This window comes from Segatella copri, assembly GCF_026015465.1.
Classification (GTDB): Bacteria; Bacteroidota; Bacteroidia; order Bacteroidales; family Bacteroidaceae; genus Prevotella; species Prevotella copri_E.
Genome location: NZ_JAPDUQ010000003.1, coordinates 99,412 through 110,973 on the forward strand (window position 1 = coordinate 99,412; position 11,562 = coordinate 110,973).

Here is an 11,562-nt window from a genome sequence, read left to right on the forward strand (position 1 = left end):
TAACGTGGCAATTTAGTTGTGGCTTGCTTATTTGCATACCGAGATAGTTGTGAGAACTTCAACGTATTTCTCAACTCATCATTGTTCATGTATTCGTTGCAGTCGTGCAAGTTTTTCTTGTTGTTTTTGGCGTTGAAGTCGGCAAACCCCGGCAACATACTGCCACAGAAATTGAAAACGCTTGTTTTTAAAATGTACTTCTGCTCATAGTTGTTGTCCTTATAATATAATAATGTAGTTGAAACTGTAAAAAGAAAAGTTGAAAGCCTTGTTCATAATGCGAGAATAAAGTCCTTCTCGATTGCAGCGATGAACTTGTCCATGTCCTCAAACAGCTTCTTTTGGGTCACTCTCGCATACCGCTGCGTCATCTTCACATCCTTGTGACCGAGCATCTTGCAGATGGTCTCCATCGGCACACCAGCCTCCAGCGTAATGAGGCTGGCGAACGAGTGTCGTCCCGAATGGTAGGAATAGGTCTTGCTCGTTTCCGCCAACTTGCAGATGGTGATGAGATCGATACGAACACGATTCGTGCTCAGCAATGGGAAAAGGGTATCTCTTGCCCTCCAATCGGCTGGCACGAGGATTCCAAAGCGATGGAGAGCAAGACAACTTGCAGGAGAACTGCGCCATAGTCCTGTTCACCGTGATGCGTCCCATGATGGGAGCTTTTCCATTCTTGTCCATTCCGCTCTTTTTTAGGTAGAGCAACACCTTGAATTTTTCGATTTTCATAACGCTTACATTTTGAGTGTGCAAATATAATCATTTTGTAAGCGTTCCTTGATACGCAAAACATTGAGAATCAGCGCAATAAAATCCGTTGATGCACAAAGTTGCCTTTCCGCATTGTTACCTGCTTTGCATAGGTAACTGTGGCTCACGATTTAGTAACTGAACTACTTCAATATTCCTCACTCGCTTGCTTTATGCCGATTTGGCAACTTTGTGCAAATCTGCTCATTCCCAACTGTTTACGTTCCAACCTCTCTTATTCTCCTTTGGCTGCTTTAGAGTTTTATGTTAAACAATCTAACTCGCCGTTTTGCGCCCCGCAACTCATACTTTTTCAGAAGAGAAAACATAGAGTTGAGCGCTTAAATACTATATCTACAACAAATAACAAGATACAAAATGGCATAAGAAATCTTCCTCAGTTCCTCAGTTCCTCAGTTTTTCTCTGCCCCTTCACTTTTATCTTTATTTAGAAGTTTATTATATATATAATATTATTATATATATAATAAAATATAATTACTTACAATTTGTAAGTATCAAGTATACCCCCTAGAACAAAACTGAGGAACTGAGGAACTGAGGGACTGAGCTGATTTACTGATGATGATTTTATCATGCTGGTTGTTGGGGGAGGGTGATAGCGACTTGTATCGTTTGAATCTATGTCGTTAATCCTACCCATGCCCCCTAAAACAGGGGGCATGGGTAGTTTTTTGTCAGTGATTGTTAATAAGTTATTACAATGGCTTGTACTCCACGAAAGCCTCCATGGCCTCATAGCATGCCAGACCCAACTGGTCGTAGAGCGATGCTGTAGCACGGTTACGGTCCTCGGCTCTCTGCCAGAACAGACGCTCATCATTACCCAAGAAAGGACCATTCTGCACCCGCTTTCTTCTCTTCGTCGATAGCTGCCAGTATCCACCAATTATCCCAAGCAGGTCTAACCATCGGAAATGAAAGGAAATAAAATGGGACGAAAGAAGAAAGAAATCCGTTTGAAGGAGCCTGTGCGCATCCGAGAGAAGAAGATAGCAGGTGGCAACATCAGCCTCTATCTTGACATTTACCAGAAGGGATTGAGAAAGAAAGAGACTTTGAAACTCTATCTTGTACCAGAAATCAACGCTGCTACCAAGTTGCAAAACGCCAATACAAGAAATTTGGCAGAGCAAATCAAGGCGCAGCGCATTCTTGACATCCAGAGAGAGGGTCTTGTGGATTGGGACAAGGTGAAGAAGTCACGCATGACACTTACCAAGTGGATGACTTTGTGAAGTACACAACATTTTCGAGGAAGTGGACATGGTCAAGCGGAATTTCATTATAGGTACAAGCGGTACGAGCCTTACCACGGCGGATGGTTCCTCCCATAGAGATAACATCATCGTCTGGGTGTGGAGAGAACACGATAACCTTCTTAGCAATCCTACGCCGTGGTTATACAGCCGGTGGTGGTCCTGGTCTTCATGTCAGTGGTATGGATATCAAATAGAATTTCTTCATACATTTTGTTAGGTATAATTATCAGGCATAACAGCCTATAGGATTCGTAAGTGTTTTGGGGCATGGAGTTTATCTCCGTGCCCTTTTTATTTATGGACTTCTGATGATGATTTTGTGTATAACTTATACTATACTTGTGCTTAAACTTATTTTCTATTACTAATTGTGTTAAAATCGTGTTAATATTAAGTTTATTTTGCGAGCATATTAATATTTTTTATATATTTGCATCTCAAAAAATAGGAGGAAGATAGTATTAACCGGCCTTAGATACTGAAAACGCATCTTTTGGTCATATTATTAACTTAAATTTTCAACAAAAGGAAAAAGATGTAGAATCGGTCCCACGTCTCACGATAAGAGACGATCACCAGCACTCCAGCTGCTTACGCCCTCATAAATTGTTAGCGCAAACAATCATACTCTGCTATAATGAGGCAAGAAAATTTAAACAACTACAATAAGAATACAATATGAAGAAAAACTTAAGTACGCGAATCAAGCGCAATCTGTCGAGGATAAAGTCTCTGTGTATTTTCATAACAGATGTCTATTTAAGTCTGGACAGTGAGTTTATTGTAAATTATATAGAATCTAAAAACATAGTAATTATGAGTGATAATAGAACAATTGAATTGCACGATAATGCAACGTATATTGAAAATTATGGTGATGGACCTAAGAAGAAGGAAGAAAAGGCAAAGGCAGAAGAGAAATTCCGTCCGCTGCCAGAATCTCTTGCTAATCCTCAGGGGTTAATGGTGCTCTCCAGTTTGGCGATACATGGCTTTCTTGATGAGCATTTCCAGCCTAAGGGACTCTCTGTAGCTAAAACTGCAGTTCTTGCGTCCCAGATTTCTACCAAACTCGGCATACAGAATGTATGGGTGGTGTTCGGTACCTTTTGGAATATTGACAAGGAGAATCTTCGCTCTGCCTTTAATAAAGGGATGGAGCAGCAACAGATGTCTGGATTTATCGGAGAAACTGCAAAATCGATAAATATCTGTTAGTTAGTCTGTTATATAACGTGAATGACGTTTCATAAATTAATTCGTACCTGGTACGCGTACCAGGTACGTACCAGGTAGGTTTCAGCATCTTGTTGTACTTTTGCCCCCGGAATTCAGAACCGATATGGTCTGGGTTTCGGGGGCTTTTGTGTATAGGCACATCAACCGTTGTGGGAGCGCCCAACTTTAAAAAAAGGAATATTGAAAATGAAAGCAATGAAACCTTTTTATTTTACTCATCCGCAGTACGGAAAACTGAGGGTGGTGGTGATTGGAGGCAAAATCTATTACTGCCTGATGGACGTGAAGAACATCTTCAAGAAGTCGGTACAGAAACTCTATGAGACGATTGCTGACTCGGAGGGGGAACTGAAAAATCTGAACATCATGATGATGAAGGATATGAAAATCAAGTATAACCTCTTCTTCGAGAACCAGGAAATGGGGAAGGAAGAAGCGGAGGCTGAGAACGTGAATGCGGATATCAACTTCTGCGATGAACAGCTGGTGAAAGACCTTGTTGACAGGCGTGTTGCTGCCGAGAAGATTGCGGCAAAATGGGTAATAGGCTTCGTCAATAGCAGACTGAATGATGCTGAGAATGCTTCGCTCTTCGAGGCGAACGGGGTCGACGAAATTTCTGATAACTCGCTGATTCTGCCTATCAATGTAAGCTATGGCTCAGGGTATATCATGATTAACAGCGAAGTGTTCGATTAATAAAAATATGGAGGTAAAATGGAGACAGTACATGTAGTGGCAATTAATCCTTATCGTAAGGGAAATAAGGGGAAAGTTTTTTCTTACAATATCGATACTTATGATAAGGTCATCGGGTCGAAGGAAATCAAGAAGATGATTCAGCAGATTCGGGGTGAATTGCCGATTGACGGAGTGGATTTGAACGATGCGCAGGCGGTGAAGAAGGCGCAGGAGAGGCTCAAGAGCGAGCTGCCTTTCTTCTGTCCGCACTACGGCATGTTCAAGAATAATGTGCGCAGACAGGAGAATGCGATGCCGGAAAGCTTTCTCTTCCAGACGATTATTGATGTGGATGATAAGGAGTATGTGGAAAAGGCGATTGAGAAGGCGCGCGAGCTGAACTGCTCTTCGGGGATATGGAACGGCTCGTTGCTGCATCTCTGTTATAGCGCTCGCAAGAAGCTGCATATCGGGATTAGAATGCCGGTTGGGAAGACCATCGAGGAGACGCAGAAGGCGTATTGTGAGGCGCTCGGTGTGCCTTATGATGAAAGCTGCATCACACCAGAAAGAATGATTTTCCTGACGGATAAGGACTCGGAAATCTACCGGTCTAAAATGTGGTGCGCAGTGATGCCGGAGAGCGAGATACAGGCTCGCAGAAAGGCTTTTCTGGACCGTGGACTGACGGTTGACGGAAGAGGCGTAGCAGTTAATAGTTTACAGTTTACAGTTAATAGCAATCTTAAATTTCAAAGTAATGAAAACAATAGACTTTCGGGCAATCATGGCGATTATGCTGCTCCTGCTGGCACTGCTGTTCAGCCTGCCCAATCTGGTAATAGCAATTATGTTGATGCTCCTCATCTCGGGAATCCTGGAGGCAATCATGGCTCTGGTGAACTGGGAGAGGCCAGCGAGAAGAATCTGATAGCCTTTGATCTGTTCGTGCAGTCGGCTGGGCTTGAAGGAATGGCGATTGATACCGTCGGGTCTCGGCACTCTTCGCTCCTCGCCATTATGAGCGCAGGCGCTTCGAGGGTGATGAGTGAGGAGGAACTGATGAAGGTGGTGAGGACGAAAATGCCGAGCTACTATCAGGAGGATGACTGCCATCAGCTGATACATGATTTCTATGCGAAATATGCTGACAGCTCCAAGCCGATGTCGAGGGATGTGATAAGGGTGAATGCGCTGGCGGAGCAGAAGGCGAATGAAGTGAAGAGTGAAGAACGAAGAGTGAAAAATTCAAATGCAGATGGTAATTATACAGTTCAAAGTTCAAATCTCCAAGTTCAAAGTAGCGACGAGGATTATCCGGAACCGCCAGCGATGCCGGAGAAACTGCCGAAACTGGTGGAACTGCTGATATCTCGGACTCCGGAGATTTATAAGCCGGCTGTGGCGCACGCTATCTTTCCACCGCTCGCTACGCACCTCTGGCAGACGAGCTTCCGGTATATTGATAATGTAGTGCATGAAGCTACGCTTTCTACGTGTTTGCTTGCCGGTACGGGCGCAGGTAAATCGTCTGTGGATAAGCCGATTAGGTATATCATGGAGGATATCCGAAAGCGGGATGCGGAGAATCTGAAACGTGAGAAGGAATGGAAGGAGGAAGTGACGCGCAAGGGTGCCAACAAGGATAAGCGCAAACGACCGGATAATCTCGTTATACAGGAGATTGATGCTGATATGACCAGTCCGGCATTCGTGATGCGAACCGCAGAGGCGCAGGGGCGTTTCCTCTATACTTCGCTTAACGAGCTGGACCAGTTTGATGCACTCCGGGGTAGCGGTAACCAGCAGTTCCGCATCATGTGCCTCGCCTTTGATCCATTCAACCTCTTTGGCCAACAGCGCGTGGGCGTTCAAAGTGTGACAGAAAGGGTAACGATAAGGTTCAACTGGAATGCATCTACCACCATTCAGAAAGGGCAGCGCTACTTCTCAAAAGTTTTGACAGATGGTCCGATAAGCCGTATCAATTTCTGTACCATTCCGGAGCGTGAAATCGGTGATGAAATGCCTGTTTACGGCGATTACGATGATGCTTACCGTGAGGCGCTGAAGCCTTATATTGAGAATCTGAACAACGCCAGGGGACTGATTGACTGCCCTGAGGCGTTCCAGCTTGCCTTCCGGCTGAAGGATGAGAATGCTGAGTTCTCGCGCCTGTCGCAGGATAGGGTTTACGAGAACCTTTCCTTCCGTGCCAACGTCATCGCCTACCTGAAGGCGTGTGTGCTGTATGTGGCGAACGGTTGTAAATGGGAGCCGGAGATAGATGAGTTCATCCGCTGGAGCGAGCGTTACGACCTCTACTGTAAGATGCGTTTCTTCGGTGATGCCATCAAGAGGGCTAATGATACAGGCGAGAAGTCGAGCAAACGAGGACCTTCCAACATGCTGATGCAGTTGCCGGATGAGTTTACTTACCAGCAGGTGATAGACTTGCGTGTAGCAAACGGGATGAGTCAGAAAGGTACTTCCAAGATGTTGGGAAACTGGAAGGATCGCCATTACATCAGGGCTAAGGAGAACGACTCAGTTCCTCAATTCCTCAGTTCCTCAGTTTTTATTAAACTTAAATTCCGAAAGGAGAATTCATAGCGTATGGAAATAGTAGTAAAAAGAATAGCAAAGAAGAAGACTTATACGATAGGTCATCTTTATATCCTGAGCGATAAGGATGTGAAACGTACTTGGCGTTCGGGGGTAAAAATAGGCGACAAGCGTGTCTTTGAACATAGCTTCGATAAGGCGAAGTTGGACAAGGAGCATTACTTCTGTGATACCCTGGAGTCTACGTGGAGAAACCTCCTGGGTATCGAACTGAAACCGGAAGAGGAGGATGGACGGTACAGTAGGGTGTCGGGCAAGAAAGCCCGCAAGATACCGGGGCATACGGCGATACCGGAAGGCTCGTATCCTGTTGTTATCTCGAAATCGCCAAGGTTTAAGAAGTGGCTTCCGCTGGTGCAGGGTGTTCCTGATTTTGAGGGCATCCGCATTCATGCCGGTAATTATCCTGATGATACGCAGGGCTGCATTCTGGTAGGTGAAAATAAATTACAGGGTGCCGTCTTTAATTCCCGCATCTGGCTGTACAGGCTTATCAATGCCATTACCGCAGCGAGGGAACGGGAGGAGAGCGTTTGGATTACCGTTTTGTAATGTTGAGTGTTGAATGTTGATTTTTGAATGTTGAGTGTTGAATTGTTAGTGATTATTTTAAAAACAAATTATTATCAATACTGCGTTAAATTAATATTTAATCGTCTGCAAATCAATAACTTATATTAAGAAATGCTTATGAAAACTTAACTATAAAAAGTTGGTCAAGTCGCTGATTTTCAGTAACTTTGCAAATCACGACAAACGCAAAATTATATGAATACAGGACTTGACCAATATATGGATATCTTTAAAGATGCAGTTGAAGATTCGGCTGCAAAGTTAACAAAAAGTTTCGAGAAAATACTCATCGAGGTGATAATTTTGTTCATGGTAATACCAAGAAAGATAAATTTCACCCAAATGGGGAGGTATGGCTCGCATGTTGAGCAAACCTATCGCAACGCATTCGGCTTAAAAAAGTCGAAAAGCATTGACTGGCTCAAACTTAATGTCTCACTTGCCAAGCGCTTCTTTGGTAAACAGGGAAGATGGGCTATTGCCATTGATCCCAGTTACATCAGCAAAGCTGGCAAGAAGACTCCACATATCGGTCGTTTTTGGTCGGGATGTGCACAGTCTGTTAAACATGGTCTCGAAATCATGGGTATTGGCCTCATTGATATTGATGCCAAAGACTGCATGATGTTAAAAGCCCACCAGTCGCTAAGTAATAAAGAACTGAGTCTTAGAAACAAGACTATGGTAGATTTCTATATCGGCGTCATTAAGCGTTATCGCAAGGAACTTCTCAAACTCTCAACCCTCATAGTTGCAGATGCTTACTTCTCTACAAGTACATTTGTTAATGGGATAAAGAAAGAAGGGTTCTCTTTGATAAGCCGCTTTCGTGACAATGCTTGTCTCTTTTATGTCTATGCTGGTCCACGTACTGGAAAACGTGGTCGCCCAAAGACCAAGGATGGCAAGATTGATATGAAGAATCTTGACCTCACTCGAATGGAGAAGATGGAGATGGAAGATATAGAAGGAACAGCTTATACTTTGATAGCCTATTCCAAGGCACTCAGGTGTAAAGTTAGACTTGTCATCTGGCAGATGCCGAATGGCAAGAAGAAACTATTCTTCTCTACAGACACCTCACTTTCGGGTGAAGAGGTACTTCTTTATTATAGAACCAGGTTCCGGATTGAATTTTGCTTTCGTGACGCCAAAGGCTATACTGGTCTTATGGACTGCCAGGCTCGCGATAAGTGGAAACTCGATTTTGCTTTCAATGCTTCGTTCACATCACTAAATGTTGCCAAGGTAACTATGAAGGAGATGGGAATGGAATATTCTATGTCTTCATTCAAGTCACTGATGACCAACATTTATCTGGTGAAACGAATTTTTAAAGCAAGCGGGTACACCCCGAACCGAACTTTAATTAGCAAGATTTTCAAAAATCTCTCGTGCTTACAGCGTATAGCTGCTTAGCACATTATTGAATTATTAACGAACTATTGATTATGGTAAAGTCAGTTAATACAAATAAAGTAGAAATGGATAAGAAGGCAGCAATTGCTGTCGTGTTTGAAAACTCTGAATTCGGTAAGGTTCGTACCTTGACCGATGAGAATGGGGAGCCATTGTTCTGTGCAAAGGATCTCTGTAATGTACTGGGATATAAGAGAGCGAATGATGCTGTAGATCAGTTAGTTAAACCACTTGATACGGCGAAACGCCGTACATGGGTAGCAACCGGTCTGAAGAAAGATGGAACCTCGGCGATGCGTCGTACTCTGATGCTCTATGTCAACGAGAGCGGTTTCTATGCTTTAGTTCTCGGCTCTAAGCTTCCTACTGCCGTGAAATTCAAGAACTGGGTTACTTCAGATGTGCTGCCGCAGATTCGCAAGACGGGCGGTTATATTCCGGTGCAGCAGGGAGAGAGCGATGAGGAGACAATCCGACATGCTGAAGAAATTCTCCGTGCTACGCTCAAGGAGAAGGAGAATCTGCTGAAGAAACAGCGCCTGCAGATTGAACAGCAGAAGAAGCTTATCGGCGAACAGGATACGGAAATTCGCCGCTTGAATGATGTGGTGGATGAGCAGGTGGTTCGCAACGCCAAGAGTGGTGAGAACATCATACAGTTGGAGAATCAGGTGGGTAATCTTCTGCCGAAAGCGCTCTATAGCGATAACGTGCTCGATTCCGTTTCCTGCTTCACCACTACGCAGATAGCGAAGGAACTCGGTATCACTGCCCAGGAGCTGAACCGCTCGCTCTGCGCTCTGCATATCCAGTATTACCAGAGCGGTCAGTATCTCCTCTATGCTGATTATGCTCACATGGGTTTGGCCAAGAGCCGTACCCGCTACAGCGCCTTCCTAGACCCGAAGAGTGATGGCAGACAGGAGAAGATGGGCAGAGCTTACACCCATACCTATCTCGTATGGACCGAGCGAGGACGAAAGTTCATCCACGACCTTGCTCAGCGATACTGGGAACTGTGTGAAAAGGTAAAAGGGTAAAAAGGTAAAAGGGTAAAAAGGTAAAAAGAGCCTAGCGGAATGTTAAAAGCCCCTGATGTGTGCTGCATCGGGGGCTTTTTTTGTTTTTGCGAGTCCGCTAGGCGTTCTGTATTTTATGTCTTTAAGTATAAAAGAACTTAAATAACCTCTCAGAAAGGCATATAAAGGCAAATCTGTTCTTCAGTTATGGATAATTTTTATATCTTTGCATTAAAAATTAAGTTGCTAAACGTAGAGAACAAACAATTAAAATTAGAATGATATGAAAAAATATTTTTTATTGATATTATGCCTGATGCCTTTGTGCCTATTGGCGCAAACCTATAAAATGTATCAAACTCGTAACTACCATAACCAGTTACGATTAAATACCGCTACAGGAGAAGTGTTACAAGTGCAAGATGATGGTCAATCATGGAAAATTTGTGATGCGAGGGAAGAAAGCGGTAAAGTTGATAACCGCTTCTGTCTTTATGAAACACAGAATATGTGGACTTTTCTTATGCTTGATACTTTTACCGGAAAAAATTGGCAGGTTCAATTTAGTACAGAAGGTACTGATTATATGTTTGCTACACCAATTAATTACTGGTCAAAAGCATTTCCTTCTTCTTCTGATAAATGGGTAGGAAGATTCCAAATGTTTGCTACTCAGAATATGTGGACATTTATTATGCTCGATAGTTATACTGGAAGGATTTGGCAAGTGCAATACGACACTAAATCATTAGACAACCTCCTTTGCGTTTCAATTAATTAAGAAGTTCTTGAATCTGGAGATAGAAGCATTTTTTCAATACAACCGATGACAAGTATGTTCCAATATTATTTGATAAGCAACAAATCCGGTGCAATGTGGCAATTTCAGTGGACTACTGAAGGTCCTGACTATAGATGGATTAAAAGGGTTAATTGATAAATTGTATTTGTTATGAAAATCAAAAACATAAATGACATTACATTGTTTAGGTACTTGTTTTGTCTTGATAAAAGAGAATTGCCACAAAGCATTCTTAATTGGTGTAATAATATCGGTAGTGCAATTGATTCTGATAGAGAGAATGCGATAAGAGAATTATCTGCAGTAAAAGGTAACTGCCGTAATTTGGTCGTTTTCTCTAAGACATTTGTTGATACGATGGACAAATCCTATTTGAAATTTACACAATTTCATATTGATATTCTCCAAGAGCTGGATAATGAGAATGGTATTGTTCGTAGTCCATACTTTATAGAAGGATGTTATGTCGTATATAGGATAAAGAATGGATGTCTTACTTTATGGATATTCCAAGACAGCATTGACAAGTATTTGTCAATACCTACATTTTACATTTGTGTATCACCAAAGGATAAAATTAAGGGAAATGGACATCAGTTAGACTGCATGGTTCTACCTCTTATTAATGGTTGTATGGAAGCAAATATCAGAGATTACATAGATATGGTCTTAGATTATTTGTGCTTAAGACAATGGGCAGAAGTACAATTAGGTAAAGTTTCAACCACCGTAAGAAAAGAAGTTAAGAAAAACAAGAAAACCCAGAATGTCATAGAACCAGGGCTTGATTACTATCGCTTTGATAGCAAGTGGTACACTGAAATATGTAATGATGAATCTTTCAAGGTTAGTGGTCATTTCAGACTGCAACCTTATGGTGATGGCACAAGGAGACTGATATGGATAAACGAATTTACAAAGAATGGTTATCATAGAAAAGCCACTATAGACAAGGTTAAGGATGGAGAAGTTTCTCTTACTTAAGTAAAGGCTGACAATGAAAAGAAATACTATACCTAGACCAATTTGCAGTAATTGCACTATACGGGAGGAAAAAGATTTTTTTTATCAACATTTCAGCTCATTTTGCCTGAAAAATGTCTAAAACTCTTGGGCGAATGGAAATAATGTCGTAACTTTGCGCTATAGAATTTTAAAACAG

General features: G+C 42.5%; 11 protein-coding genes and 2 pseudogenes. 9 read left to right on the forward strand and 4 right to left on the reverse strand.

Translation table 11 applies throughout. From position 1 onward, the window contains the following. Window positions 1-272 precede the first annotated feature (272 nt). The 3 genes and pseudogenes from ONT08_RS16530 to ONT08_RS11610 form a co-directional block, all read right to left on the reverse strand. Window positions 273-566 (reverse strand): annotated as a pseudogene (locus ONT08_RS16530) (tyrosine-type recombinase/integrase); the annotation flags it as partial. Continuing rightward, window positions 562-738 (reverse strand): annotated as a pseudogene (locus ONT08_RS16535) (Arm DNA-binding domain-containing protein); the annotation flags it as partial. The pseudogenes ONT08_RS16530 and ONT08_RS16535, both read right to left, overlap by 5 nt. A 740-nt stretch (window positions 739-1,478) precedes the next feature. Beyond that, a complete protein-coding gene (locus ONT08_RS11610) occupies window positions 1,479-1,628 on the reverse strand; it encodes a hypothetical protein (protein WP_153073370.1) in 150 nt (49 codons plus the stop codon). Window positions 1,629-1,697: 69 nt separating this feature from the next. On the opposite strand from ONT08_RS11610, the gene ONT08_RS11615 reads away from it, so the two are divergent. Further along, a complete protein-coding gene (locus ONT08_RS11615; protein WP_264959997.1) occupies window positions 1,698-2,018 on the forward strand; it encodes an Arm DNA-binding domain-containing protein in 321 nt (106 codons plus the stop codon). Here the strand turns inward: ONT08_RS11615 and ONT08_RS11620 are convergent. Then, entirely contained in the window at window positions 1,996-2,151 is a 156-nt protein-coding gene (locus ONT08_RS11620; RefSeq protein WP_228112311.1) for a hypothetical protein, read from the reverse strand. The two genes, ONT08_RS11615 and ONT08_RS11620, sit on opposite strands and share 23 nt — an antisense overlap. Window positions 2,152-2,858: 707 nt before the next feature. Between ONT08_RS11620 and ONT08_RS11625 the strand changes: the two genes are divergently transcribed. The 8 genes from ONT08_RS11625 (at window position 2,859) to ONT08_RS11660 (ending at window position 11,384) form a co-directional block, all read left to right on the forward strand. Then, window positions 2,859-3,260: a hypothetical protein gene (locus ONT08_RS11625; RefSeq protein ID WP_147380800.1), complete on the forward strand. Its 402-nt coding sequence runs from the start codon at window positions 2,859-2,861 to the stop codon at window positions 3,258-3,260. Between the two features lie 207 nt (window positions 3,261-3,467). Continuing rightward, window positions 3,468-3,980 carry a spore coat protein gene (locus tag ONT08_RS11630; protein ID WP_264959998.1) on the forward strand — a complete coding sequence of 171 codons (513 nt, stop codon included), beginning with the start codon at window positions 3,468-3,470 and terminating at the stop codon, window positions 3,978-3,980. An 18-nt stretch (window positions 3,981-3,998) separates the two neighbouring features. Further along, window positions 3,999-6,575, forward strand: coding sequence for a hypothetical protein (locus ONT08_RS11635; protein WP_264959999.1), 2,577 nt, complete (start codon window positions 3,999-4,001; stop codon window positions 6,573-6,575). 3 nt (window positions 6,576-6,578) lie between these two features. After that, a complete protein-coding gene (locus tag ONT08_RS11640; protein WP_264960000.1) occupies window positions 6,579-7,139 on the forward strand; it encodes a DUF5675 family protein in 561 nt (186 codons plus the stop codon). Window positions 7,140-7,355: 216 nt separating this feature from the next. Then, the gene (locus tag ONT08_RS11645; RefSeq protein WP_264959370.1) at window positions 7,356-8,579 is read left to right on the forward strand and encodes a transposase; all 1,224 of its coding nucleotides are present in this window, start codon (window positions 7,356-7,358) and stop codon (window positions 8,577-8,579) included. 65 nt (window positions 8,580-8,644) lie between these two features. After that, window positions 8,645-9,619, forward strand: a complete 975-nt coding sequence (locus tag ONT08_RS11650; protein ID WP_264960001.1) for a phage antirepressor — start codon at window positions 8,645-8,647, stop codon at window positions 9,617-9,619. Window positions 9,620-9,881: 262 nt separating this feature from the next. Beyond that, entirely contained in the window at window positions 9,882-10,379 is a 498-nt protein-coding gene (locus ONT08_RS11655; RefSeq protein WP_264960002.1) for a hypothetical protein, read from the forward strand. Between the two features lie 171 nt (window positions 10,380-10,550). Next, window positions 10,551-11,384 carry a hypothetical protein gene (locus ONT08_RS11660; RefSeq protein ID WP_153087431.1) on the forward strand — a complete coding sequence of 278 codons (834 nt, stop codon included), beginning with the start codon at window positions 10,551-10,553 and terminating at the stop codon, window positions 11,382-11,384. Window positions 11,385-11,562 lie beyond the last annotated feature (178 nt).

Excerpts from the sequence above, each read along its gene's own strand:
- ONT08_RS11615 (WP_264959997.1), top strand. The coding sequence starts at position 1,698 with ATGAAAGGAAATAAAATGGGACGAAAGAAGAAAGAAATCCGTTTGAAG.
- ONT08_RS11625 (WP_147380800.1), top strand. The coding sequence starts at position 2,859 with ATGAGTGATAATAGAACAATTGAATTGCACGATAATGCAACGTATATT.
- ONT08_RS11630 (WP_264959998.1), top strand. The coding sequence starts at position 3,468 with ATGAAAGCAATGAAACCTTTTTATTTTACTCATCCGCAGTACGGAAAA.
- ONT08_RS11635 (WP_264959999.1), top strand. The coding sequence starts at position 3,999 with ATGGAGACAGTACATGTAGTGGCAATTAATCCTTATCGTAAGGGAAAT.
- ONT08_RS11640 (WP_264960000.1), top strand. The coding sequence starts at position 6,579 with ATGGAAATAGTAGTAAAAAGAATAGCAAAGAAGAAGACTTATACGATA.
- ONT08_RS11645 (WP_264959370.1), top strand. The coding sequence starts at position 7,356 with ATGAATACAGGACTTGACCAATATATGGATATCTTTAAAGATGCAGTT.
- ONT08_RS11650 (WP_264960001.1), top strand. The coding sequence starts at position 8,645 with ATGGATAAGAAGGCAGCAATTGCTGTCGTGTTTGAAAACTCTGAATTC.
- ONT08_RS11655 (WP_264960002.1), top strand. The coding sequence starts at position 9,882 with ATGAAAAAATATTTTTTATTGATATTATGCCTGATGCCTTTGTGCCTA.
- ONT08_RS11660 (WP_153087431.1), top strand. The coding sequence starts at position 10,551 with ATGAAAATCAAAAACATAAATGACATTACATTGTTTAGGTACTTGTTT.